This is a genomic window from Paenibacillus sp. FSL L8-0644 (assembly GCF_038008165.1).
Taxonomy (GTDB): Bacteria; Bacillota; Bacilli; order Paenibacillales; family Paenibacillaceae; genus Paenibacillus; species Paenibacillus polymyxa_D.
Window position 1 is genome coordinate 5224938 of the sequence record NZ_JBBOYN010000001.1, and the last position, 26314, is coordinate 5251251.

Here is a 26314-nt window from a genome sequence, read left to right on the forward strand (position 1 = left end):
CTCCTCCTCCTCTCTTATCGGCGGTTAGCTACCTTATTCCACTCCCGGTCGAGCTTGGCTAGATAGGCATCGATGTCTCCGTTTTGTAGGAAAGCCTGCACAATAGAATTCAATTGGACCGCTTTGGGAATATAATGATCGGCAAAATCAATGACACGGCCTGATTTAAAATACGGCAGCAGCTCTGCCACACTCGGATCATCCTGCGTGACTCCCTTCACCGCTGAAAACAACGTTTGTTCCGTAATGTATTGCTTGCTGTTCTCCGGTTTTAATAAGAAGGCAAGGAACTCCTCCGCCTCCTTTTTATGCGGCGTGCCTTCCGAAACGGCCAATAGCGTATCTATACCAGACACCAGCTTGACCGCCTTTGCGTCATTCCCTGTGGGTAACGGGAAAAATCCGAGTTCCACTTTCGGGTTAGCTTTGCGAATTTCAGATATAGCCCACGAGCCCTGAATGTACATCAGTCCCTGCCCGTTAGCGAAAGCACGATTACCGTCAGCATAGTTTTTGCCAAAATTATCACTATGTCCGTATTTCAGTAGCTCCAGCTGCTTTTCCGCAATCTCGCGGTACTTGCCCTGAAAGGTGACCTGATTCTCACGCCGTTGCAGGAAAAAATCAATGCCCACCAGATTCGGACCCAACGCATTAAAGGGGAGGTTCGTTTGCCAATCATCTTTATATGTAAAATAGAAAGGAATTTTGCCAGCAGCCTTGATCTTTTGCGCTGTTGCAATCAGCTCATCCCATGTTTTGGGCACCTGTAATCCCATTTCTTTAAAAAGCGTTTTGTTATACATCACACCATTCGCATTCGCAGCATAAGGAATTCCATACACGGGATCGACCCCGGTCACATCCTTAAGCATCTTGAGGTAAATCGGATCAATCGTACGTGGCAATTCTGTATTCGCCAGATCCGTAAAAATACCGCTTTGTGCCAAAATGGAGTAGGTATCGGTGGCCCCAAGCCCCACAATGTCAGGTACATCGTTTTTGACAACCCGTGTCAATAACACGGTCTCTGCCTCTGGCGGATTGACCTGTGTCACTTCAATACCGGGATGTTCCTGATTGAATTGAGAGATTAGCTTATCGAATGAACCCTTGGCCTCCGGCTTGTTTTGAAAGAATTCAATTTTCACCTTACCTGAATCATCGCCCTTGTTGCATGCGCTCACAAAAACAGCCAACAAAAGGATCGCCGCCAGTGTAGACAGCTTTTTGGCCCAACTCCACATGCTCATACCTCCTTTTCTCCTATGTCAATCTATGCAGGACTAAACAATTAATACCCGTCCCTTATGGAAAAGAAACGATACAACGGATTTCAAGCATTACAATAATAAAATCGGCTCTGGGGGACTGAATGTTAAAAAAAGATCCAATTGACCTCAAGCGGTCGATTGGATCTTTCTTTTACTTTTATGATGTTCAGGTTACATAGTCTTATTTCTAAATAATCTTTTTTTGCCATCGTGTAAAACTAATCATGATACTTATCAGAATCAACCCTCCTGCACACATCCAAAAATTAAAGGAACCCTCTACTCTTAAAGCAAGCATTATTTGCTGAAATGGGTCCATTAACATAATGAGTGGCCTAAACAAGTCGAAGAGAAATACGGATAGGATAAGAATCACTATATAAGCAAATAGCGGCCGTGACATAAATAAACATACAGCGCTACTCAACATGAGCTTTACCAAGCAAACCAGCATTAATACCAAATAAAACGAAAGTATGTAGAGTACGGCGTCTGAGGGGGAAGAGGCAATAGATGAACCATATTTAAAAAAAGTAGAGCTGTGCGGGAAAAACAGCCATCCAGCGAATACACCTATAAGCAAACTTGTCCCCATAAAAATGACCGTTGAGGCCGATAGTGCGAGCAACTTGGCAAGCCAAAACTGAAAACGTCGATACGGTCGTAGCATATATAGCCTATACGCTCCAGAATAGAGATCGCCGCTTAACTGATCCACGTACAGAATGGGCAGGATTGCTGTAATTAGAAATAAAGCAACCTCACTCATCATCAGCCACGGCAGGTTCAGATTATTTACGACCACAGTTCCTTCACCAAAACGTAAGACCTTCGTACCCGTTACTTTATGGCTCCATATAATTGCAACCACGAGGAATATATAGGCTATATATAATAAAAGAGTGGATTTGCGATTCCAAATCCGTTCCATTTCACTTTGCCAGATTGCTAGCATGAGGAAATCCCCCTAATACAGATAATCATCGGTCACAAAACGGCGGTATGCGCCCCAAGTAAACAAGATAAGATATAGACTAACAACGGTAATAATCGCCCCATTCACAGACAAATTCCCCATTAAGGACCTATCTAATCCTGTATGCTGCATATACGGAACAATCATAAATGCGATCACATTGTGCAGGTATGGGATATGAGAAACAAAAGAGGCCAGTTTTAAATACAACGAATCAAACAACAGAGAGCCCAGATTGTATACCATACAAACACCGATGGCATACGTTACACTTTTGCTGTACATCGCGATAAAACAATAGAAGGAGCTTATTGCTAATAATGAGGCAAGTGCCCAACCATAGTATTCAAGCATCTGCAGTCCTTGATATCCAGACAGCCCCGCATCACTTATATCATATGACAGAGTCCATACTTCGACGATCACCTGCGAGGATACTGCAAATGCAATGAGAAGAAACAAGATAGACGCATTCAAAACCAGTAACTTACTCCAGAAAATCTGCCCGCGGGTAAATCGGCGCACAAATAACAAACGCAGTTGCCCGCTTCGAAATTCCTCTGTGTATACAGCAGCAGCTAAAGCAGCTACAGCTATGTTGCATACTAAAAACAAATTCTCACGCAGACCAGTAACGACAAAGTTTAAAGATAATACCTCTACAGGAACCTTCCTCGTGCGCAAGAAATATACTCCTGTTGAACAGGCTAGGATCGGCGTACATAACGCCATGAGCCAGAACCACTTTCGTCTCCATAATCGCTCGAACTCACTGTATATTAATGATTTCATAGTCCCATCAATCCCATAAAAGCATCCTCTAGCCGTTGACCGTCCTCCACGAGTTGATCAGCAGGCCCCTGCCAAACTAGCCTGCCCTCTTTGATAACAATGAGCTCGTCACACATCTGTTGCAGTTCATCCAACAGATGACTGGAGATAAAAAAGGCATAATTCGCTGAATCACGTAGTTGAAGCACAATATCTCTCAGCTCCCGCATTCCCATAGGATCAAGTCCATTGGACGGTTCATCCAGCAACAAAAGCTCTGGAGCACCCAGCATGGACTGCGCAATACCTAGCCTTTGCTTCATTCCCAGCGAGTATGTTTTCACCTTGTCATCTCCCCGTGTTTCCAGCCTCACCTTTGTAAGCAACTCTTCAATATGTATCTCCCGATCTGAGGGCGCAATCTCAGAGTGTAACCGCGACAAATTGCGCAAAACCTGTCTGCCTGTCATATAATCAAAAAAGACTGGAGATTCAATAATAGCCCCCACCTTGGACAACGCCTTTTTCCGATCCGTCTGTACATCATATGAAGCTATCTTTACAGAGCCGCTGGTTGGCTGCATTAATCCGGTCATGATTCGCATCATTGTGGTTTTGCCAGCTCCATTAGGTCCGATGAATCCATATATCTTCCCTTTCTGAAGCTTAAAGGAAACACGGTCTAACAAATGCCTTTTCCCCATTTTTTTCGTTACCTGACTGACCTCCAGTAAGAAGTCCGACATACGATTCCCTCCATCCATAACAAATCACAACATAGTCCCAACGCGTGCATTTGATATGTAAGATCATGATGGATAACATAAACTTCTTTTAACAATGACTCATATTATTTATTCATTTAAAAAGTATCACATGTTGCGAAATGCAAACAACTCTCTTTATATGTAAAATATAATAACAATAATACATCAATACCATTTATCTTAATTAATGGTCATTAATTTTTTTAAGGATATCTTTGTCTTTCTTTACACTGTAAAAAAAGGTAGCCCTTCAGTAAACGTTCTACCTCAGGACTACCCTCTATAGTAAATATACCGTTGCCATTCCAGCAACCGGTCTGTCACCTACTCCAGTTCAACCCACTCGCCGAGCAACGTGTCCAGCTCAGCTTGCAGTCGCTCACGCGCGTCCCACAGCTCCGCCATGTGCATCGTGTCGCTGCTTGTGCCGAGCAGCTCCAGCTCGGCATCTGTCGCCGCCAATTCTGCTTCTTTGGCGGCAATCGCTCGCTCCAAGCGCTCGCTGGACACAGCGGGCGAGCGGGTTGGCTTCGCGGCCTTCGCTCCGGGTGCCCCCAAGCGACCTGCCGACCCGGAGCGAGCACGGCTCGCATCGGCTCCGCTGGTCGCTCCTGCCCGCGCAGCCGTCCCCGCGCCATTGCTCGCTGCGCTAGAATGTGCAGCTGTGCCCGAGCCTGAGCTGCCACCCGATGCGGCTCTGCTTGCAGATGTCGGGCGTGTCCCGGTATCCCCGTCGCTCTGTAAACGAGCGTTCTCCAGCTCACGCTTCTTCGCTCGGTACTCATCAAAGCTACCTAGATAAAAGGTCAGCTTTCCAGCCTCCAGCTCCCACACGCGCCCTGCCAGCTTGTTCACAAAGTAGCGGTCATGCGAAATCGCCAGCACCGTTCCCGTGTAGGTGTCCAGCGCTTCTTCCAGCGCCTCGCGTGAGTCAATGTCCAGGTGGTTCGTCGGCTCATCCAGCACCAACAAATTTGGCTTTTTCATGACCAGCAACGCCAGCCGCAAGCGGGACCATTCGCCACCGGACAGCATGCTCACGGGTTTAAACACATCGGCACCGTAAAATAAATACTTCGCTAGCAATCCGCGTGCCTCGCCTTCTTCCACCCCTGCTTCTTCCTTGAAGTAAGCAAGCACAGTCGCCCGGCTATTCCGTTCTCTCTCTTGCTGCGCCAAATATCCGTACTCTACGCGCGTGCCCCACTGGACCGTGCCTGCATCTACGCTTTCCTGACCAAGCAACAGCTTGAGCAGCGTCGTTTTACCTGCGCCGTTATCGCCCAACAAGGCTACCTTTTCACCGAATTCCAGGCTGCCCGTTGCCCCGTTTAATATCTGACGCTCTCCATAGGCTTTAACGATTTCTTCAAACTGTAGCACCCGGCGACCGGAACGATCCTCCAGCTTTAAGTGAAATTCTGCCCCCTGCGGGTCCAGTACAGGCCGCTTTACCAGCTCCATACGGTCCAGTGCTTTACGAATGGAGGCTGCTTTTTTAAAAAACTTTTCGTTATCACCGTTGCGACCCCACTCTTCAAAACGCCGAATGGCCTCTTTCATCTTTTTGATTCGCTTCTGCTGTTCCTTATAGTCTTCGAATTGCAGTAGCAACCGTTCTTCCTTTTCCTTAACATAGCCGCTGTAGTTCGTATAATACGTAAACGCCTCGCCATCCTCGAGCTCAATCATTTTAACGGCAACCCGATCCAGAAAATAACGATCATGAGATACAACCACACACGCGCCTGTGTAGCCCTGCAAAAATTGCTCCAGCCATTCCAGCCCTTTCAAATCCAGATGGTTGGTCGGCTCATCCAGCAGCAGCAAATCCGGTCGTCCGATGAGCTGTGATGCCAGCGCTATTTTTGTTTTCTCTCCACCAGACAGCGAGCCGAAGCTGCGCGTATACATTCCTTTGGGAATACGCAGACCATCCGCTACCTGATCAATATTTGCATCCATTTCATAGCCGCCGTTGCGCTCAAACCGTTCCTGTAGGGAAGCATACGATTGCAGCAGCTTCTCCAGAAGACCCGTATCCGCTACCACAATCGGATCTGACATTTCCCGTTCCAGTGTGCTCATCTGATTGCGGCAATCCTTCAGCTCACGATAGGCGTAAGCCAGCGTTTCGTACACGGTGAAGCTCTCAAACTCCGCCGGAATTTGCGGTAAATAGCCGATTTTCGCATCCTTGGCGATGACGAGCTGCCCTTCATCCGGGCGGGACAAACGTGCGATCAGGCGTAATAGGGTGGTTTTACCGCTTCCGTTGCGGCCGATGAGTCCCACCTTTTCTCCCATATGGATTTCAAACGATGCACCATCCAAAATCAGATTGGCAGCGTGGTATTTTTTCAATTGTTGACCGTTAACTATATACATGTTCAGGCTCTCCTTTATTTAGGAAGACCCTTACCCGGGTAATACAAAAAGAGCCGCAGGTGCAACCCCGCGACTCTTCGGAAGATACAGCAATCCGTTCGAGTTAAGGTAGGCGTCTTCTCGCGATGTTTACAACCATATGATTAAAATTGGACAGACTTCTCCCGTTGTATGGAAAAGCATGAACAATGCCAGCCATAGCAATCGGCAGCTGGCTAATACGGTTGTTCAGCATCTCGTGATTCACCTACCTCACCTCCTTCTTCATAATTGTGTGTAGTATATCATGTTTGCTCGTATTATAAAAGAGGGCGATGGTTCAGCGAACTATGAAACAGAGTGGTGCCCTCTGACAGCCTGCGATGTCCCGACTCTGGTAATCGAAAATACGCCGCAGACAAAAGCAACAATCACAAATGCCCCACCCACCCAAGCGTTCGTGGCAACAGATTCACTATTCTCAATTACTACGCCTCCCAGGGCAGAACCCAGAGCGATCCCGACCTGGAGTGCGGAGAAATTAAAGCTTTGCTGAATACTACCCGATTCGGGCGCATTTTCAATAAGATAGCTTTGCATCGGGGGCGACAAGGCCCAACTCAGTATGCCCCAGATGATCAATAATGGCGCAAATACATAAACCGAGTGGATTGAGAGTGGCAGCAGGAACATCACGGCGATAAACACGCCTACGACGACTAGAATACTTTTCGCTGTCCCGAACCTATCTGCCAAAGAACCGCCAATAAAACCACCGCTCACTGCCGCCAGCCCAAAGACAAAATAGGCCACACTAACCCACGAAGCATTTAAACCCATCATATTTTCTAAAAACGGAGTGAAATACGCATATAGCGTGTAGTGGCCCGCCAGTGTCAGCGTGGTCACCAGATGAGCACTGATGACTTTAACATTTTTTAAGGATTTCAATTGATCACGCATAGGCACAACATGTTCCGTCGGAATCCGTTCCATAAACAAGTTGATAACGATCATAGCAACGACCGTCAACAAGGCAATAATCAGGAAAAGCACCCGCCAGCCAAACGCATTTCCAATCAGCACCCCGGCTGGAATACCAAGCACGATGGAGGAGCTAACCCCCATGGAGATGACACCGAGGACACGGGCCTGATAAGCCTTGGACACCACTTTGACTGCAATGGTCAGTGACAATGTCACGATCAGCGACCCGCTTGCAGCGGTAATGATACGGGATACAAACAAGACTGCATAATTCGGACTCCAGAAGGCCAGCAGACTTCCCAGAATAAAGATAAACATCGACCACAGGTACAGTCGTTTTCGTTCGATTTTGGCGGTCAACGCCAACAAAGTTGGCCCAGCAATAGCGTACACGAGCGCATAGATCATGATAAGCTGTCCTGCCGTACTTACGGAGACATTCAAATCCTGTGCAATTTGGGGCAGCACGCCACCGATAATCAGCTCCACCAACCCCACCGTAAAGGTCGCAATCGTTAAAATAACTACTTTGAAGTTCATTACATTAGCTCCTTTGCTGTCATGTAAATTCCCTCGTATTACGCAAAAAAATCCTGACCACAAGAAATGTACAAGACGTACACTTTTTGTAATCAGGATTTATCGGTTCCTGGTAGAGACCCTCAAACCATATTATTGAGGTTATACAAATGGGGCATTCATTTATTACGCATTCACGAAGGTTATAGCTATTACTATAAAGGAGCCTGTGGCTAAGTTCAACCCCCTACAGCCGCAAAAATTCACTCATGGCACGATCCGACAGATAAGGTAGATACTCATGACCGTATTCGTGATACAGGAGTATTTCCTTGCCTGATACGATTTTATTGTACACCGCAAACTGCGTGGAGGGTGGACAAATGATATCCGACAGCCCTGTCACAAACAACACACGACTACGAATACGGTCTGCCAAATGTTGAATATCGATGTAGCCTAGTCGGTGAAATAGTTCCTCCTCGCGCAGATGGTTCGGATCAAACCAACGAAAATAATAAACCAGTTCTTCATATGCAGATGTAGTAGCATCCAGCGCCCAAGCTCTTTTATAGTCCGACAGGAACGGATATACCGGGACCGCCACACGGACACGCGGCTCCAATGCAGCGCAGGCAACCGTTAAGGCCCCTCCCTGAGAGCAGCCAAATGCACCGATCCGTTCAGGGTCGACCTGCTCCATAGACATTAGAATGCGCACCGCCTGTACCGTATCCAAAAATACATTGCGGTAATACAACCGATCCGGGTCCGGGTCGTCAATCCCTCGAATGATATGGCCGCGCACCGTCGTTCCTTGAACCTGCAAATTGTCCTCGGACAGCCCTCCTTGCCCCCGGCAATCCATAGCCAGCACGGTGAATCCGTGTGCCGCGTAGCTTACCTTGTCGAACCAATCACCACTGTCGCAGGAATATCCATGAAACATGGCCAAAGCTGGACCTTGTTCCGTAAGATGCTTGGGACGAGCCAGCTTCCCATGAACCCTTGCTCCGCCCACTCCGGTAAAATATAGATGGTAACACTCCACCAGCGGAGAGACAAAATCAGCAGGCTCCAGTGTATATTCCAGTGGCTGCTGCTCCAGCTCCAGTAGCGCCCGTTCCCAGTATGTGTCAAAATCAGGGGGCTTTGGGCTGCTCCCCATGTACGACTGCAATTGCTGTAAAGACATATCCTCCGGCATTCACGTTCCCTCCTACATGCTACATCCGGCCCGACTCACGGTCGTCTCCGACCACTTCATCCGTTGCGATGACATACTTCATAATGTCGGATACTGTCGTGTATGCGATACCTACATACGTATCAGCGGCTCCATAATAAATTGCGATTCTTCCAGTGTCCGCATCATGCAGCGTAGCACACGGGAACACCACATTCGGCACAAAGCCCCGCTCCTCATACCATTCCTCCGGGGTCAGCACGAAGTTGGAGGAACGATATTTAACCTTAGATGGATCATCCAGATCAAGAACGGCTACCCCCATGCTGTATACCAGCCCATTGCACGTGCCTGTCACCCCGTGGTAGAACATCAGCCAGCCCTCGGTCGTCTCAATCGGTGCCGGTCCGCCGCCAATTTTTACCGATTGCCACCAGCCCTGTCCGCCCTTACTCATGACATGACGGTGCTTGCCCCAATAGACCAAGTCAGGACTTTCACTCAGAAAAATGTCGCCAAACGGTGTATGTCCACTGTCACTCGGACGGGATAGCAACATAAAGTTTCCGTTTAGCTTACGGGGCAACAGCACACCATTACGATTAAACGGCAAGAATGGATTTTCCAATCGTACAAAACTTTTAAAATCCTTTGTTTTGGCTATCCCCAACGCTGCACCGTAAAAATCTGTACACCAGATGATATAATACGTATCCTCCACGCGGACCAGACGCGGATCGTAAGCATAATTAGGTTGGTAATCGTTCCCTTCCTCATCAACCAAATGCAACCGTTCTGTCTCAATGTCCCAAGCCAACCCGTCGTCACTCCAGCCAAGATGCAAATGCGGACGTCCGTTAATTGTTTCAGCCCGGAATACCCCTACAAACCGTCCCTCATACGGAGCTACTGCACTGTTGAAAATACGGGCAATGCCCGGCACCGGATTCCGCCCAATGACCGGATTCTCAGTATGTCTCCATACCGGAGCCTCACTGCCCTCTGGCTTATCCTGCCACGGCATTTTCGGCAGACTGTCTCCCAAGATTCGCACGCTATTTACTCCCAAATCCACATTCAATTTATTCATACGTATATTCTCCTCTCACCGAGATACTTGATCTCATCTTTTTTTATTTCGTCGTTATTCTATTTCACCGAACCCTGAGCGAATCCGTTATAGATATATTTTTGTAAGGATAAAAAGGCAATCAACGTCGGAATAATGGCAATGATAATGCCCGCGCTAATGACTTCCCATTGTGATCCATAGGGGCCTTTAAACTTGAACAGCGCCGTCGATATGACCTGAAGGCTTGTTTTGGGCATATACAGGAACGGGGTGTAAAAGTCGTTGTAAATATTAACGCCCTTGATAATGATCACCGTCACAATGGCAGGCTTCAGCAGGGGCAAGATAATCCGCCAGTAGATCGTCAGATAGGAGGCCCCATCCAGCATGGCCGATTCATCCAGCGCCACCGCAATGGAATCCAGAAATTGCAGAAAAATATACACCGCAATAATATCCGTTCCCAAATACAGCAAGATCGCCGCCCAAGGCGTGTTAAACAGCTCCAGCTTGTTAATAATCTGGAATGTTGATACCTGTGTCGTTACCCCCGGAATGAGGGTCGCGAGCAGGAACGCACCTAGCATAAGACTTTTGCCCTTAAATTTAAAACGGTTCAAAATATACGCGATCATGGAACCCGTTAACGTGGCTCCGATGATCGAAATCAACAGGATAAAAGCTGTGTTCACAAATCCGGTCAGCATATTTCCGTTAATAAAGGCTTTGGTATAGTTAGCCCAATTCAGCCAGTTCACGGGGGGAGTCAGAGGACTGGTTGCCGCATATTCAGTCTTCGTCTTCAAAGATGCAAACAAAATTACGACAATCGGTAGCAGTGCAATGAACGCACCTAGTAGTAGCGCCGCATACTTGATGCTGCTAGCCAGTATTCTTTTCAGCTTATACATGATTAGTCCTCCTCTCCCCGAATTAGCAACCGTTGAAGCAGCGTAACAGCGATTACGATCAGCAGCAGAACAACCGCCATCGCCGAGGCCAAACCGACCTTGCTGTATTTGAATGCCACATCAAGCGTTTGAATGACGAATGTTTCGCTACCATTGGAGCCACCGGTCATAATATACGGAATATCGAATGCACTGACCGCACCGCTAATGGCCAAGATGAGGTTCAACTGCAAAATCCGCTTGATGCTCGGCAAAATAATTGAGCGGAACTGATGCCAGCGGTTGGCCCCATCGATATCGGCTGCTTCATACAGATCACTGGATATGGAAGAAATCGCACCTAGAAATACAATAAAGTTAAAGCCCATGTATCTCCAGATCGACGTGCCCGCTAGCGAAATATTGATAATCTCCGGGTTGCCCAGCCACAGCTTGACATACGAACCCAGCCCCACTGCCTGAAGCAGTGTATCGAGCGTGCCATCTGGCTTAAAAAAGAATAGAAAAATAAAACCAATGGCCACCCCGTTCATCAGGGAAGGAAAAAACAAAACGCCTTTAAAGAAATTTTTAAACCAGGTCTGAAAGCTGAGAATGCTTGCAAAATAAAGGGCTAGACCCATCTGTACAAACGTGGCTACAAAGTAATACAGACTGACCTTAAACACCGAGAAATACTCGGGATCGGTAAAGATTTTGATATAGTTTTCAAAACCCACATATTCCAGACGCTTACTATAGCCGTTCCAGTCCGAAAAGCTGTACTTAAACATATTGATCACTGGCAAGTACGCAAAAGTGATCAGCAGCGCTAGCGGAATAAATGAAAAGGCAACAATAATCGCCAATCTTTGTTTGGAGTAGCTGAGATTCGAAAATTTTAACATGCTGCACCTCCTGGCTATCCGTCCATCGACTGCTACGTCGATCCTTTCTTTTCGTCAGTTCAGATGGCTATTTTGCTTCCTTAGCAGCCACTTCAGCACGCGCCTTCACCCATGCATCGTTCAGATCCTTCATAATGGCGTCATACGATTCCGGGCGGTTACCCACCGCTGCCTCAATAATGCGTTTCTTGAAATCAGGCTGCCATAGACCAATTTCTCCCATTTTATCTATTTTATCAACAATTCCTTCCTGTCCTTTTGGAGATGGAGTAAGTGTTTCAAAAACGACCCCCTGATCTTCGTATTGCTTCAAAATGCTAGGCATTGGAGCACCCTTCAGCGGACTAATACTGCCTGCCTGCTCTACAGCATAGTTGGACTTTTCGGTAAACCAGTCCACCCAGGCACGGGCCGCCGCTTTATTTTCACTGTTTACGTTAATACCGAGGTTAAAGTCACCAGCCAGCGGCACAAGTACCTTGGAGGCATTCGTCGGGAAAGGCATAAAACCGATATCATCCTTGTTAGGAGCTGTGCTTTTGATCTGGTCAATTGCCCAAGAGCCAAGCACCATCGTACCGATTTTGCCTTGAGCAAGATCTGCCTTGGAGGTCTCCCAATCCGTAGTCGTTGGATCTTTTTCAATCAGGCCTTTTTTAGCTGCATCGTATAGGACCTTATACAGTTCATAGTGAGGCTGGCCCTTTGTGAAATTGTCATCTGTATTCGGTTGTGTGACATTCACGTATTCCTTTGTACCCGCCAATGTTGCCAGACTAGACTCCCACTGGGTCAGTGCCCAACCAGAGGCATAGTTCGTAAACAGCGGCACTGCCTTGGTTTTGTCCTTAATCTGCTGTAACGCTGTCAGGAATTGGTCCGGTGTTTTGGGAAGCTGCGTGATTCCTGCGTCCTTGAACACCTTTTTGTTATAAATCACACCAGAGTAAACCATCGCAATCGGAATACCGTAGCTGTTATGATCCACCGTACGTTCTTCAATGCCGGTATACTTGTTTTTCATCTCCTCATAAGTACCCAGTGGTTCGAAAAAATTGGGCAGCTCTTCAACTGGAATACTGCCAGGGATCAGCAAAACATCCCCGTAATCCCTGGTCCCCATCCGAATTTTAATTTGACCATCATAATCGGCCAATGCCTGGAAATTGACCTTCACGTTCGGATAAAGCTTGTTAAATTCCTTGGCGTAGTCCTGAAATACCGTATCCACAATATCTGTCCGCTGTGTGATAACCGTAATTTCACCTTCCACGGCCTTTGGATCAGAGCTGGCAGCTGGCTCATCCTTCTTTGAGGTACAGCCAGTAAACAGCCCCGCTAACAAAACCACAGATAGTAATGACATCAAAACCTTGGACAACTTCATGAGACGACTCCTCCTGTTGTTTTTTAATAAGGTTATCGTTAAAGTAACAAAATCATTTTATTATGTTAGCGCTTACTATGTCAATTGCAATATTCTTTTTTGTGAAATGGAATGGGCCGCATCTTATGAAAAAACACCAATTTAGCATGGTTGACAGTTTACAAACAGCTAGATATGATAATTCTGTAAAGTTAACGATAACCTAATATTTTTCCCGAAGGAGGCTTTGTCTCTTGGCAACACTACTGGACGAAATTAGACAGGAATGGAAGGAACACATACTCCCATTCTGGCTTGGACTGAAGGATGAGACACACGGTGGGTTTTACGGCGAGGTGGATGTGGATCTGCACACTCATAACCAAGCCGACAAAGGCGGGATTGCCACTGCACGGCTACTCTGGTCCTTCTCGGCGGCTGCTCGTGTAACAGGGGAAGATACCTATGCAGAAGCCGCACGAGATGCATTCACATTCCTGCGAGATCACCTGCTTGATCCATTACATGGAGGAATGTATTGGATGGTGGACTACACCGGGCAACCCGTGGACACGTGCAAGCATGTATACGCGCAGGCATTCGCGATCTATGCGCTAGCAGAGTATGCACGTGCCACAGACGACCCGAATGCATTGCCACTAGCTATGGAGCTGTTCCACCTGCTGGAGCAAAAAGGATATGATCCCGCCCGGCAGGCATACGGCGAGCAATATGACCGCTTGTGGAACACGCAGCCTAATGAGCTGCTCAGCGAAAATGGAGTTACCGCGCATATCACCATGAATACGCATATTCATGTTTTGGAAGCGTATACCCAATTGCTGCGCGTCTGGCCAAATGAAGAGGTTCGAGATGCACTGACGAACGTACTGGATATTTTATATCGTCGTGTTTACGATGCTTCTGCCCGACGATTGGGGGTATTCTTCGATCGTGAATGGCGCTCTCTGCTTGACCTGACCTCATATGGTCACGACATCGAAGCCAGCTGGTTGATTGAGGACGCTATGAATGTGCTGGGTTATTACCCGTCAGAATACCTGGACATGGTGATGGATATTGCCAATGCGGTAGCAGAGCGTGCTGTTCAGCCAGACGGATCGCTCATCAACGAGCGAGAAGGAGAGCGGGTAGACACCTCACGTATTTGGTGGGTGCAGGCCGAGGGGATGGTTGGTTTTTACAATGCGTTTCAACGTACAAATGACGAACGATTTTTGCAAATTGTGCGTAATCTGTGGGCCTATACTCGGCAATATATCATAGATCCTCGCCCCGGAGGCGAATGGTTCTGGTCAGTTCAAGCGGATGGTAAGCCTGATGCGAGAGAGATTGCAGGACCCTGGAAGTGCCCTTATCACAACAGCCGATTTTGCATAGAAATGCTAGAAAGGATGGAAAACCAATGATTCATAGCAAATACGATGAGCTACTATTGCAGCAAGAGGAACTGATTACACGCCCTAATGAGGTTAAAACTACCTTTTACAATGGTATCTACGAACGCTACCTCTATCCAGTGCTCACACGCCATCATGTTCCACTTCACTGGCGGTTCGATCTGGATGCGCAAACTAATCCCTTTTTCATGGAGCGGCTGGGTGTAAATGCAGCATTGAATCCAGGGGCGATCTATCATGAAGGAAAATACATTCTTGTTTCGCGTACCGAAGGACTGGATCGAAAATCATTTTTCGCTTTGGCAGAAAGCGATAACGGCATTGATCAATTTCGATTCATTGACGCCCCCCTAGTATGGGAGGATATCGACCCAGAAGAAACAAATATGTACGATATGCGGCTGGTGAAGCATGAGGACGGCTGGATTTACGGTATTTATTGCTCTGAAAAAAAGGATCCTGACGCGCCACCTCACGATACCTCCAGTGCTGTCGCTCAGGCCGGACTGGTCCGTACTCGTGATCTTCGTACATGGACCCGGCTTCCCAACATTACTACCCAGTCCCCACAGCAGCGCAACGTTGTTCTGCACCCTGAATTTGTGGACGGTCAATACGCCTTCTATACTCGTCCTCAGGACGGGTTTATTTCCACCGGCTCGGGCGGTGGCATTGCCTTCGGCCTGTGCAAAGATATTACACAGCCCGTGATTGAACACGAAACCGTCATTGATGAGCGCCGTTATCATACGGTGTACGAAGCCAAGAACGGACAGGGGCCTGCCCCGATTAAGACCAGCCGCGGCTGGATTCATATCGCTCACGGGGTACGCAATACGGCCGCCGGGCTGCGGTATGTGCTGTATACCTTTGCCACCAGTCTGGAAGACCCTACGCGCGTCATTGCTAAGCCCGGTGGGCACTTTCTAGCTCCTTATGATGAGGAACGCGTGGGCGACGTTTCGAATGTTATTTTTTGCAACGGGGCTGTTGTTAACGAGCAAGATGAAGTCTTTATCTACTACGCTTCCAGTGACACCCGTATCCACGTAGCGACAACCACCATCGCTCGACTGGAGGACTACACCTTCAATACACCATCCGACCCGCTGCGCTCTCTCAGCAGCGCCGCTGTTCGCCGTGATCTGATTCATCACAATGAAGCGCTATTGAAAGCGCACTCCCGTCCTTCTCAGCAGACATAAGCCGCAGGCTTTATCCTGCTTGCGGAACCATGTATACTATCCATAGAACAACTGTTACCCGCAGGCTAATTGTTGTTCTATGGGCAGCTACGCTGCCAGTCTTTGTATCTTTACAGGCAGCTAAGCTACTAATATATTCCCCCAGCATTTTGCATCCATTCTTTGGATTTAGGCAAGATGCTTATCTTTTTAAAATTGGAAGGCGGAACAGGAATGAAGAGCAACGTAACGATGCGGGATATTGCAGATAAGCTGGGAGTAAGCAGCGTGACCGTGTCGAAGGCGCTCAATGACAAGGATGGGGTTAGCGAGGAGCTAAAAGAGCGTATTAAGACGCTCGCGGGCGAAATGGGTTATCGTTTCAATACCGTTGCCAAGTCCATGAAGGAGGGCCTCACCTATAACATTGGTGTTGTCATTCCGGAACGTTTTACCGGCCCTGGCCAATCGTTTTATCTGCACATCTACCAGCAAATTTCACGGGCACTGGAGCCATACGGCTACTACGGCATCCTTCACATCCTCCATCGCGAAGACGAGGAACAGCTTAATCTGCCACGTATCTATTACGACCGTAAGGTGGACGGCTTCATTCTCCTAGGCCAAGTGAGCAAGCCATATATTGAGCTTGTACAAACCATGGAACTGCCCAAAATGTTTCTCGATTTTTATGATGAGCATGCCGATATCGACTCCGTGGTGACGGATAATTTTTACGGAGCCTATGAGCTGACCAACTATTTGATCGCCCAGGGACACCGGGATATTGCATATGTGGGCAACCTCTATTCCACCAGTAGTATTCAGGATCGTTTCCTCGGCTACTATAAATCCTTGCTGGAGCACAGGTTGCCTCTCCGTAACGAGTGGGTTCTCAGTGACCGGGACGACGAAGGCTCTTATGTTGAAATGGAGCTTCCTCAGCCGCTGCCGACTGCCTTTGTATGTAATTGCGATCAGGTCGCTCACAATCTGGTGCACAAGCTCATTGCTCTGGGATACCGCGTACCTGAAGACTGCTCTGTGGTCGGCTTTGACAATGATGTATACGCCACTCTTATTGTTCCGCAACTGACCACAGTCGGAGTAGACATCGAGCAGATGGCACGTACCGCAATTGATTCGATGATGAAAAAAATAAGCCATCCCGGCAGTCGCTTTGGTCGGGTCCTGGTGCAGGGTCATATTGTATATCGTGACTCCGTGCAGCCCATCGAGAGGCCATGATCATCAAATATTCCACAACCAAAAGCCGCTCAGCATGTCGCTGGAGCGGCTTTTGACGTTCATAAGTATTGCAGTGTGATCATCGTACTCACTTTCCATTGTGGATCTTGCAGAATCCTGGATTAGGAGCGCTGGGCGACAAAGGAATTGCCCGCCCGATTGAGAATCGGCAACATCCGCATTTCCTGCCCCATCGAGGCTTGGCAAAATGGACAAGCTGGCTCGTTCAAAAAGGTGAAATCCGTTCGCATCCAGCCATTGCAACCCTCATTTGTACACGACCAAATAGCCGTATTTTCCTCTGGAATGATTTCCGGGGCCTGGCGTCTGTACATCTATATCCCCCCTCGGTTTTTTATAGGGTAATATCCCCTGTCATTTTACTGTTAATCCCCACCTGTGCCAGGATTTTTAAAAAATTCACCTGTGCGGGTATTAATATGCTCCAAGCTCCAAAAAATATGCGCAATTTACCAAAATGTTTATTTACGGATAGCCTTGGTCCAGAAGCCGCCATGAAATTGCTTCGGCTCTACCGTAATGACAAAAGCCTTAGGGTCCAGCTCCAGAATGGACTGATACAGCCTATTCTGGTTTTTCCGTTTAGCCAAAATTTCCATCACCAGGCGCTCTCCATCACGCCCACTGCCCAGCCAGGCTGTAACGCCGTATCCTTTGTCCCGCAGCGCATTGGCAATTCCTCCATTAATCTCATTGCTGATCACCTTAACAGTGACATAACCAAGCGCTATTTTTTCCTCAATCCATGCTCCAATCAGAATACCCAATGCATAGCCAATGGCGTATACCGCTAGACTTGCCACTTGATCCAGATACTTAAGCACAACATTCAAGCCCAATACATAGACCGTAACTTCTACGGTGCTAATGAGCGCAGCAATGTACTTCTGTCCTTTCAGCGTCAGAATCATGCGCAGTGTATACGCCGATACGTAAATAATTTGAATAACGAGAATAAATAATAAAATTTTGAGCATGCGCTCACTCCCCACTTCACGTTCTGATTTAACCCGTATCCAACATTATACCCCCGTCTGTGATATACAGCCTCTGGTTTCGTATTACCCTTGCTCGGGTAATGACTAACTACAGCATGCTGAATGAAAGTTCGATCACATAAGGAGGGCTTCAACATGAAGGATAACGGAATTAGCGATAAAATCAAAGGTAATGTGAACAAAGCCAAAGGTGAAATCAAGGACCAAATCGGAAACGCTACCGATAATAAATCCCTTCAAGCCGAAGGTAAACTGGATAAGGCCAAAGGCCATCTTCAGGAAACAGCAGGCAAACTGAAGGACGGCAAATAATCCTGAATGGATAACTTCGGCGCACTGTTTTACCTACAAGTCTCGCTGTCTTGTGCAGCGGGCTTGTTTTGTGTTGTTCGGATACTTTTGGAAAAACTTTTGCGCAAACAGGGCAACTTTTATGGTTGCTGTTGCGTCTAACCAATATAAGCACAACCCATAATGACTCTCCAAGCTGTTGGATTTTGTAGGCATTAATGTTACTCTAGTCTATGAACCAGGCTATAATTCTTAAATAAAGGGGTAGACCAACGAATGAAATCACTGAAATCTATCAAAAAACCTGTCATCATCACTGCCGTATCCGCCTTGGCCATATCCGGGGCTCTTTTCAGCCAATCCACATATGCCGCACAAGTGACTAAGCCGATCCAAGCAGTATATAACAATATTAAAATCATCTACAACGGAACCGAGGTTCCTACTGATGCCAAAACAGAACCGTTCCTGCTGGATGGCGTAACGTATATCCCACTGAAGCTGGCAGGTACAGCTTTGGATAAAAAAGTAACATGGGATGGTACAAACAAACGCGTAGTCATTGCTGACAACGGCGTTCCGATTGATCAATCTACAGTTACGGCGTTGAACAACCAGATTACGACGCTGACTCAGGAGCTCAACACAGCAAAAGCAGCAAACACGACGAAGGACGCTACCATCGCTCAATTGCAAAAAGACAATCAGACGCTAAAAGATGAAGCGAGCAAAAATAGCTCTAGTACCTTGAAGGATCTCCAAAAGAAACTGAACGATGATCACAGCGATGATTACAACACCAACTCGGATATCACGCTGGATGGTAACAAAAAAGATATTTCAGTGACCATCGAAATGACAAAATCCAGATGGACTGAGCTATCTGACAGCAGAAAGGAAACCTTCCTTGAAGACATCGGTGAAGATATTTTGAAAGAGTATAAAGATGCCGATATAGAGGGTACGGTTAAAAACTCCAGTAATAGGGATAAAATGGCAACCTTTACAATCAACAGCAGAGGCAAGGTTTCTTTGAGGGATGTAGCTTCTTCTCTGGATGCAAGTACGATCCAACGTAACTTGTCCGATAGATATGGCACCTATAATGGGGTCGGCTTTGATTTCACCGTAAGAGGCGACAGCAATGAAGCTATCGTCGAGGTTTATGTAAATTCGGATGACTGGAATAAACTTTCGAACAATCAAAGAAACAACCTGACAGATGGCGTTACTGATTATCTTAAAGATAAACAGTCTGTATCCAAAGTCGTTGGATATGTACGTAATAAAGGAAACAATAGTCAAATCATTACCTTCTAAGATTAATCTCTCAAAAAAAGCGACAAAGGCCCTTAAGCCTTTGTCGCTTTTTTGTGATGTACAAGCAACATATATTCCACTACTCAATCAATCTGCCTACAGAAGTAATATATTTTATATAGTCTTTATCCGCATCGGTTGTATCGATATTTCTCGTATAAACCAAATTACCAGGAGTGGTGATTTTCACTTTGTAAAACATACTGGGTTTAGAATAAGGATATACGCTATGGCCCCCTTTGCTGAACACAATCATGGGATTAAAGTCGATTTGCTTGAAGTCGGGTGATAAGCTGCTCTCGTACGTAGCATAAATATCCAATACGCCTTTTTTTCGATCCCAATCAAAGGAAGTAAGATTAAACGCGTTCGCATCCATGACCTGAGCCAGGTCTTGTCCCTTAAATTTCATAAGAACAGGACTTTCCGTAAAGCTATCGTGCTTTAGTGACAATAATTCACGCTTAGGGTCCCACTCCATCTTCGCATCTGTATCTTTCAACAAAATGGATACCGGTAAAAACATTGCATTACTCAGCATGATGGGGACTGTGTCCATTGTCACCGACTCACCGTTAACTGATATTTCGGGTGACCCGATCGTAGCCGTTACATTACGCCCCAACAGATCAACAGCAGCCGTCTTGTTCGCTGCATTATAACTTACTTTGCCGCCCAGTATATCCTCAGCCGCTTGGAGCGGTATAAGCAGTCTCCCCTTCTTATCCACAAAAGGTGATGCAGGATAGGTATATAAAACGTAATGATCATTGACCTTCAGGTGTATGGGCGTTTGTCCTTGAGCTTGAGCAGATACCAAATTCATGTTGGTAGCACCAAAACTTAATACAATCATAAAGCAGATTAATAACCTGATTTTCATAATGCCCTCCTCGTATTGTTCGTTACTAGTGTACTGCCACAGAAATATCAGATCAACCATAATTTTCAACATATATCCAAAAATACACATGACATTTTACATATACTGGTTTATAATGGATTAAACTGCAAAACAAAAAGAGAGTACAGAATTGCACTCTCTTTGGATAAAGCATATAAAAGTAAGAAATATTAATAGGCCAATGCAAAAAGTCCTTTGATATGGGACAAGTAACGGATGTTACTGCCTTCTTTCATCAAAGTAGCTACAGCGCCTTTCAGTTGGGTGCCATTCGCGCCTACAGTACCGATCGCGTCTGTTCTGCCCAAGCTGCCCAGTGTTCCGGAGAATACCGGTGTAAAGCTTTCCATTTTCGCTCCGTTGAAATAAGCGAAGATGTTGTAACCAACTAATTCGCCCATTTGCCAAGCCAACTGTGCAGTTGGAGGGTATGGACGCTCGCCTTCAGCCGGGAACACCACTGCGCTGTCGCCAGCGAGGAAGATGTCTTCGTGAGAAGTCGATTGCAGTGCACTATTCACAGTTGCGCGACCACGGTTTACTTCGATACCAGATGCGCCAACCAGTGCATTACCTTGTACGCCGCCTGTCCAGATCAGTGTGTTCGTTTTGATCGAACGTCCGTCTTTCAGGAGAACTTCGTCTGCTTTCATTTCTGTAATCGGAACACCCGCTACGATTTGAACGCCACGTTTTTCAAGGCTTGTAACTGCACGATCAACCAGTGGTTGAGGGAAGCCTGCCAAAATAGATGGTCCAGCTTCTACACAATACAAGTTGATATCTTCGTAGTTAATACCTTTTTCGCGACAAATTGCAGGCAATTTGTCAGCATATTCGCCCACCAGCTCAACGCCAGTCAGACCGCCACCACCGATAACGATTGTAGCGTCCGCTTGGTTACCGGATTGCTTGTAAGCATCCAGACGAGCTTCCACATGTGCGCGAATGCGATTGGCTTCTGCCACGGATTTCAGCGTGAAGCTATGCTCTTGCAGTCCCGGAATACCGAAGTATGCCGTTTCGCTTCCCAGGGAGATAACGAGAGCGTCATAGCTCAATGTAGCACCACTGGCCAGGGTTACTTTTTTATCGTCAGGCTTAATTTCCGAAACCGTATCCACTTTCAGGATAATTTCTTTGTTACGCAGCAGTTTTTCCAAAGGAAGCGCCACAGCTTTTTCGGCAATTGTACCTGCCGCTAAACGGTGCAGTTCCGTAATAATTTGGTGCGACGCAAAGCGGTTAACCACTGTAATGGTTGCTTGACTAGCGTCCATATGCTGGCGTGCTGTAAGAGCGGCCAGCAATCCGCCGTATCCGCCGCCCAAGATCAAAATTTGCTTCGACATGTCCATCCTCCGTTCTCGATCAGGTAATTATTTGCTTTCGCGTTGGCGCTCATTCAGAATATCCAGGAAAGCCTGGCTGAAACGCAGCGTTTTTTGTACATTCGGATCTTTAAGCATTTTGAGCAGGCCGAACAGACCTACACTGCCATCCGTAGTTTGTACACGGTCATTTGCTTCAATCGCAGCAGAAGCCAATCCTTTAGCCGATTCTGTTACAGGCTTCACAAACTCTCCCATGGAGTTTTTCATATCTCCGATAAAGACAGGGTCAGTTGCCAGACTGCGAGCTACATCATAAGCGTCGGTCATCAAAGTAACCATCTCAGTCAACTTTGGCAGATTCTCTACCAGTACGGTCAGCGATTGCTGAACCTCCGGTTTCATCAATTGGTCCAGTACATCCCGAGACTCTTTGGTAGCTTCTTGTGTTACTGCCACCTCTTGTTGGTTTTCAGACATGCGTGAACGTCCTCCTTTACTGTGAAAATAGAAGTCCATCCTCTCTCGTAACCTGTATCCATAAACTCTAGCAATAAAACGTTCATTGAATTCACGCCCTTAAACATGCAAGAAGCACAGCTTAAACCGGCCTATACCCTAAAGGGCAAGACTGATTTATCGCAGATGCCAATTGTATATTGCTCAGACGTTATTCTGTTGTTACTGCTGCGGAATATCCCACGAAGCGTTCCTTCGTGACTACAACAGGCCGAAACGGAACCCTATACCTCTATATTACACCTTTCACAACACAATCGTCGAAGAAATTTTAAATTTGCACAAATTTCTGCAAATTTTTTATTGTTATTTTAGATAAAAATTAGAATAAGCTCGATTTTTGTCCAAGTTTCCCTTGAAAAAGGGTCATTTTAGACTAGAGGAGGGTAATAGAGAGCGTACGTTTCAGTTCGATAATATGAAAATAACCCAAAATATATTCATACGGAGGCCCGATCATCACCACTTGTGGGTCGGGCGAACAAGCTGCATTGGCAGAATCGCCCTACCTACGTAGGGTGTCTTCAGAAGCATCAGGAATATCAGGTGGTTCGAAATCATCAGGAGACGGCTGTGGCACACCAGACTCAATGAACTCATCTACATCGCGGGCAGCCTTAACTTGATTGCATTCATTGCAAGCACATACACAATTGACGGGCGTCGTATGACCCCCTTTTGCCCGAGGCAGTAAATGATCAATCGTGTCACCGTAGCCTCCGCAAAAGAAACAAGTATAGCGGTCACGCTTAAGCACATATTGGCGAAACTCCTTGTTGCTATACAGTCTACGCACGGTGTAAGGATTAACAATCACCGCCATACGCTCTCTGACCAGGGTCATGGCCAGATCAAGCTCAATCTCTTGATGCCAGCGTCTCCCCTGATCGGTTTTACCTCTTAGCCGAATCATGCCATTACGATTGAGCCGCAACGCCCGAGTATCCGCAGGCTTCAGCCTGCTAAGCAGATGCCGAACCCGTTGCCGATGGCGCTCACGTGCTTTATCCGTGACCGGCTTCCTGCGGGGGCGCTGTGCCTCCATAGGTAGTGACGCCTCCAGGCTGTGCACAGCCGTATTTGCTTCAAGGCTATGTTGCGTCACGGGAGCAGCCGAGAGGTTCGCTTCCTCGCCGGAAGGAGCGGACGTAGCCGCACGTTCTTGCGGGGCCAACCCCCGGCAGGAACGGCAAGGACCACGCCGGGAATAAGGACCCGCCCGGCGACCCGTTCTGCGCTGAAAGTCCGTTAGAGGCTTCATCTTCTGACAATACGTACATTTTTTTATCAGCGGTTTGCTCGTTTCATCCTTATTCTGCTGCGGTTCTGTCACGTCCACCCCTCCTTTCTTCTATTGCCTGCGCTCCACGGTTTGCCCAAAACCCGAACTATTGTTAAGTTAGATTCATTTTACCGTTTTCACGTTCCCTTTTCTAGCTATTGAGCCATTATGAACACTCAGGTATAACAAATTTTAATGATTTAGCATACGTTATACAGCGATCCTTGTTCTTCATTCAGCATCATATTGACCGTCTGACGTTTAGCCCCCCTCACTTGGTGGGTAACTTGTTATATATAAAGGAGGGACGCACATGAAAAGGAACCATACGATGATGCAATTTTTCGAGTGGAATGTCGAAGCTGACGGTTCTCACTGGAAGAAGCTTGCCCGCCTGGCACCGGAACTGAAGGCCAAAGGAATTGACGCGATATGGATTCCACCTGTCACCAAAGGCCAGTCGCCCGAGGATACGGGATACGGCGTCTATGACCTTTACGATCTGGGCGAATTTGACCAAAAAGGCGCGGTGCGCACCAAATACGGAACCAGGGAAGACCTGCTGGAAGCTGTTGCTGCCTGCGTTCGTCACGGTGTGGCCGTCTATGTCGATCTGGTCATGAACCATAAAGCTGGTGCGGATGAAACCGAAGTATTCAAGGTCGTCGAGGTCAACCCGGATAACCGCAATGAGGTCATTTCCGAGCCCTTTGATATCGAAGGCTGGACTAAATTTACATTCCCCGGCCGACAAGGGAAGTATTCCACATTTCAATGGAACTTTGAACATTTTAACGGAACCGATTACGATGCGAGCCAGGACCGGACAGGAATCTATCGTATTTTAGGTAAAAATAAAAGCTGGAGCGAAAATGTAGATGATGAATTCGGCAATTATGATTATTTAATGTTCGCCAATATTGACTATAATCATCAGGATGTGCGCAAAGAGATGATCCGCTGGGGCAAATGGCTGGTGGATACTCTGCAATGCAACGGATTCCGTCTGGATGCAATCAAGCATATTAATCATGAATTTGTACGAGAGTTTGCTACAGAAATGATTAAAAAACGCGGGCAGGATTTTTATATGGTAGGCGAGTTTTGGAAACCGGATCTGGAATCATGTCAAAAGTTCCTGGATACCATTGATTATAAAATCGACCTGTTTGACGTATCCCTCCACTACAAACTACATAGCGCTTCCTTGGGTGGCAAGGATTTCGATCTAAGCACCATTTTCGAGGATACGCTGGTTCATACCCATCCCCTGAACTCGGTTACTTTTGTCGATAATCATGATTCCCAGCCGCACGAAGCGCTCGAATCCTGGGTGGAGGACTGGTTTAAGCCCAGCGCCTATGCACTTATCTTGCTGCGCAAGGACGGTTATCCCTGCGTGTTCTACGGCGATTACTACGGTATTCAGGGGCAAACGCCCGTGAAAGGCAAGCAAGCTGAGCTAGACCCGCTACTATATGCCCGGTACCATAAAGCTTATGGTGAGCAAAAAGATTATTTCGATGATCCCCATACGATTGGATGGGTTCGTCAAGGCGTGCCTGAGTTGGAAGGCTCCGGATGTGCTGTGGTGATCACCAACGCAAATGACGGGGAAAAGCGCATGTTCGTAGGTAAACAACGTGCAGGGGAAGAATGGATAGATTTGACCGGGCATCACGATCATATCGTAAAGATCGGGCAGGATGGCTACGGCATATTTCCCGTTCGTGCCGGCAGTGTGTCGGTGTGGGCACTTCCCGCAGAGGAAGACAGCCAGGAATCAGAAGAAGAAGAAGCGAACGCTTAATCTATACCCAACACAAAGAGGACAGGATGCGAGGAAGCGCCCTGTCCTCTTTGTGTATGAAAACTCACTCCGTTACCTTGCTTTGGTTGGCCACAGCCTGCTTCTTAGCCTCTACATGACTCGGATCACCGAGATAAAAGCGCCGGATGGGATCTATATGCTCATCCAGCTCATACACCAGCGGAATACCTGTCGGAATATTCAAATCCAGCAATGCGGTTTCGTCCAGATTCTCCATATACTTGATTAAAGCCCGCAAAGTGTTACCATGTGCAGAAATGATAACTCGATCCTTTTTGAGAATCAAAGGTACAATCCGCTGCTTCCAAAACTCGCCGACCCGATGCACTGTGTCCTCCAGACTTTCCCCAAGCGGCAGCTCTTCTGGCTTAATATTGCGATAACGCTCTTCCCGATGCGGACTCCGCTCGTCTTTCTCATCCAGCATGGGGGGCCGCACTGTCAGGCTACGCCGCCAGATATGAACCTGCTCCTCGCCGTATTCAACGGCAGAATCCAGCTTGCTAAGCCCCTGAAGAGCACCGTAATGGCGTTCATTCAGCTTCCATGACTTCTGCACAGGTATCCACAGATGATCCAGTTCATCCAAGATGTGATACAACGTGCGGATAGATCGTTTTAGCACAGAGGCAAATGCCAAATCAAACGTATAACCAGCCTCCTTGAGAATACGTCCCGCCTCAATGGCCTCATGAGTCCCTTGTTCAGTCAGGTCCACGTCCGTCCAGCCCGTAAACAGGTTTTGTCGGTTATACACGCTTTCTCCATGCCTAACCAGCACTACTTGATACATGTACTCACTCCTCTCCTGTCTGTCTTAATGTTTTACCCAACTTCTATGTATTTAACGTAAAATGCAATTTTTAAACCGTCTATTTAAA

General features: G+C 47.1%; 25 protein-coding genes and 1 riboswitch. Of the genes, 6 read left to right on the forward strand and 19 right to left on the reverse strand.

What is annotated here, in order from left to right; all coding sequences use genetic code 11:
• Nucleotides 1-14: 14 nt before the first annotated feature.
• The 12 genes from NSS94_RS23680 to NSS94_RS23735 form a co-directional block, all read right to left on the reverse strand.
• Nucleotides 15-1247: an ABC transporter substrate-binding protein gene (locus tag NSS94_RS23680; RefSeq protein WP_029518674.1), complete on the reverse strand. Its 1233-nt coding sequence runs from the start codon at nucleotides 1245-1247 to the stop codon at nucleotides 15-17.
• Between the two features lie 214 nt (nucleotides 1248-1461).
• The gene (locus NSS94_RS23685) at nucleotides 1462-2229 is read right to left on the reverse strand and encodes an ABC transporter permease (RefSeq protein WP_318627710.1); all 768 of its coding nucleotides are present in this window, start codon (nucleotides 2227-2229) and stop codon (nucleotides 1462-1464) included.
• 12 nt (nucleotides 2230-2241) lie between these two features.
• Entirely contained in the window at nucleotides 2242-3042 is an 801-nt protein-coding gene (locus NSS94_RS23690; protein WP_318627711.1) for an ABC transporter permease, read from the reverse strand.
• Nucleotides 3039-3767 carry an ABC transporter ATP-binding protein gene (locus tag NSS94_RS23695; protein ID WP_318627712.1) on the reverse strand — a complete coding sequence of 243 codons (729 nt, stop codon included), beginning with the start codon at nucleotides 3765-3767 and terminating at the stop codon, nucleotides 3039-3041. Before NSS94_RS23695 ends, NSS94_RS23690 begins: the two co-directional genes overlap by 4 nt.
• A 345-nt stretch (nucleotides 3768-4112) precedes the next feature.
• A complete protein-coding gene (abc-f, locus tag NSS94_RS23700) occupies nucleotides 4113-6176 on the reverse strand; it encodes a ribosomal protection-like ABC-F family protein (RefSeq protein ID WP_341040259.1) in 2064 nt (687 codons plus the stop codon).
• 103 nt (nucleotides 6177-6279) lie between these two features.
• Complete coding sequence (locus NSS94_RS23705; RefSeq protein ID WP_165145821.1) at nucleotides 6280-6423, reverse strand: RAxF-45 family protein; 144 nt, start codon at nucleotides 6421-6423, stop codon at nucleotides 6280-6282.
• Nucleotides 6424-6503: 80 nt separating this feature from the next.
• Complete coding sequence (locus tag NSS94_RS23710) at nucleotides 6504-7682, reverse strand: MFS transporter (RefSeq protein ID WP_209947677.1); 1179 nt, start codon at nucleotides 7680-7682, stop codon at nucleotides 6504-6506.
• 69 nt (nucleotides 7683-7751) lie between these two features.
• Nucleotides 7752-7851: riboswitch (purine riboswitch) on the reverse strand.
• Between the two features lie 57 nt (nucleotides 7852-7908).
• Nucleotides 7909-8868, reverse strand: coding sequence for an acetylxylan esterase (locus NSS94_RS23715; RefSeq protein WP_341040260.1), 960 nt, complete (start codon nucleotides 8866-8868; stop codon nucleotides 7909-7911).
• 19 nt (nucleotides 8869-8887) lie between these two features.
• Nucleotides 8888-9937, reverse strand: coding sequence for a glycoside hydrolase family 130 protein (locus NSS94_RS23720; protein ID WP_341040261.1), 1050 nt, complete (start codon nucleotides 9935-9937; stop codon nucleotides 8888-8890).
• A gap of 59 nt (nucleotides 9938-9996) precedes the next feature.
• Nucleotides 9997-10830 carry a carbohydrate ABC transporter permease gene (locus tag NSS94_RS23725; RefSeq protein WP_023990883.1) on the reverse strand — a complete coding sequence of 278 codons (834 nt, stop codon included), beginning with the start codon at nucleotides 10828-10830 and terminating at the stop codon, nucleotides 9997-9999.
• Nucleotides 10831-10832: 2 nt separating this feature from the next.
• Nucleotides 10833-11717 carry a carbohydrate ABC transporter permease gene (locus NSS94_RS23730; RefSeq protein ID WP_039271802.1) on the reverse strand — a complete coding sequence of 295 codons (885 nt, stop codon included), beginning with the start codon at nucleotides 11715-11717 and terminating at the stop codon, nucleotides 10833-10835.
• Nucleotides 11718-11784: 67 nt separating this feature from the next.
• A complete protein-coding gene (locus NSS94_RS23735; protein WP_341040262.1) occupies nucleotides 11785-13104 on the reverse strand; it encodes an ABC transporter substrate-binding protein in 1320 nt (439 codons plus the stop codon).
• Nucleotides 13105-13337: 233 nt separating this feature from the next.
• On the opposite strand from NSS94_RS23735, the gene NSS94_RS23740 reads away from it, so the two are divergent.
• From NSS94_RS23740 to NSS94_RS23750, 3 genes are all read left to right on the forward strand, one after another.
• Entirely contained in the window at nucleotides 13338-14513 is a 1176-nt protein-coding gene (locus NSS94_RS23740) for an AGE family epimerase/isomerase (protein ID WP_165145809.1), read from the forward strand.
• Nucleotides 14510-15709 carry a glycoside hydrolase family 130 protein gene (locus NSS94_RS23745; RefSeq protein WP_318627716.1) on the forward strand — a complete coding sequence of 400 codons (1200 nt, stop codon included), beginning with the start codon at nucleotides 14510-14512 and terminating at the stop codon, nucleotides 15707-15709. Before NSS94_RS23740 ends, NSS94_RS23745 begins: the two co-directional genes overlap by 4 nt.
• A 213-nt stretch (nucleotides 15710-15922) precedes the next feature.
• A complete protein-coding gene (locus NSS94_RS23750; protein WP_029518692.1) occupies nucleotides 15923-16936 on the forward strand; it encodes a substrate-binding domain-containing protein in 1014 nt (337 codons plus the stop codon).
• Between the two features lie 122 nt (nucleotides 16937-17058).
• Here NSS94_RS23750 and NSS94_RS23755 read toward each other — a convergent pair whose 3' ends face one another.
• Nucleotides 17059-17271 carry a cold-shock protein gene (locus tag NSS94_RS23755; RefSeq protein WP_025721956.1) on the reverse strand — a complete coding sequence of 71 codons (213 nt, stop codon included), beginning with the start codon at nucleotides 17269-17271 and terminating at the stop codon, nucleotides 17059-17061.
• A 147-nt stretch (nucleotides 17272-17418) separates the two neighbouring features.
• Nucleotides 17419-17934, reverse strand: a complete 516-nt coding sequence (locus NSS94_RS23760) for a DUF2179 domain-containing protein (RefSeq protein ID WP_013312523.1) — start codon at nucleotides 17932-17934, stop codon at nucleotides 17419-17421.
• Nucleotides 17935-18090: 156 nt separating this feature from the next.
• Here NSS94_RS23760 and NSS94_RS23765 point away from each other — a divergent pair, with 156 nt between their 5' ends.
• Nucleotides 18091-18267, forward strand: a complete 177-nt coding sequence (locus tag NSS94_RS23765; RefSeq protein ID WP_068939077.1) for a CsbD family protein — start codon at nucleotides 18091-18093, stop codon at nucleotides 18265-18267.
• A 255-nt stretch (nucleotides 18268-18522) separates the two neighbouring features.
• A complete protein-coding gene (locus tag NSS94_RS23770; protein WP_341040263.1) occupies nucleotides 18523-19566 on the forward strand; it encodes a stalk domain-containing protein in 1044 nt (347 codons plus the stop codon).
• A gap of 79 nt (nucleotides 19567-19645) precedes the next feature.
• Here the strand turns inward: NSS94_RS23770 and NSS94_RS23775 are convergent, their stop codons facing one another.
• The 4 genes from NSS94_RS23775 to NSS94_RS23790 all read right to left on the reverse strand — a co-directional run bounded on the left by NSS94_RS23775 (nucleotide 19646) and on the right by NSS94_RS23790 (nucleotide 23653).
• Nucleotides 19646-20449: a copper amine oxidase N-terminal domain-containing protein gene (locus NSS94_RS23775; RefSeq protein WP_341040264.1), complete on the reverse strand. Its 804-nt coding sequence runs from the start codon at nucleotides 20447-20449 to the stop codon at nucleotides 19646-19648.
• 191 nt (nucleotides 20450-20640) lie between these two features.
• Nucleotides 20641-21822, reverse strand: a complete 1182-nt coding sequence (locus tag NSS94_RS23780; RefSeq protein ID WP_029518695.1) for an NAD(P)/FAD-dependent oxidoreductase — start codon at nucleotides 21820-21822, stop codon at nucleotides 20641-20643.
• A 27-nt stretch (nucleotides 21823-21849) separates the two neighbouring features.
• Nucleotides 21850-22281: a DUF1641 domain-containing protein gene (locus NSS94_RS23785; RefSeq protein WP_029518696.1), complete on the reverse strand. Its 432-nt coding sequence runs from the start codon at nucleotides 22279-22281 to the stop codon at nucleotides 21850-21852.
• A gap of 544 nt (nucleotides 22282-22825) precedes the next feature.
• Nucleotides 22826-23653 (reverse strand): HNH endonuclease, encoded by an 828-nt coding sequence (locus NSS94_RS23790; protein ID WP_341040265.1) that lies wholly within the window; start codon nucleotides 23651-23653, stop codon nucleotides 22826-22828.
• A gap of 262 nt (nucleotides 23654-23915) precedes the next feature.
• Here NSS94_RS23790 and NSS94_RS23795 point away from each other — a divergent pair, with 262 nt between their 5' ends.
• Nucleotides 23916-25412 (forward strand): alpha-amylase, encoded by a 1497-nt coding sequence (locus NSS94_RS23795; RefSeq protein ID WP_029518697.1) that lies wholly within the window; start codon nucleotides 23916-23918, stop codon nucleotides 25410-25412.
• A gap of 64 nt (nucleotides 25413-25476) precedes the next feature.
• Here NSS94_RS23795 and gpmA read toward each other — a convergent pair whose 3' ends face one another.
• Nucleotides 25477-26226, reverse strand: a complete 750-nt coding sequence (gene gpmA, locus NSS94_RS23800) for a 2,3-diphosphoglycerate-dependent phosphoglycerate mutase (RefSeq protein WP_029518698.1) — start codon at nucleotides 26224-26226, stop codon at nucleotides 25477-25479.
• Between the last annotated feature and the right edge of the window lie 88 nt (nucleotides 26227-26314).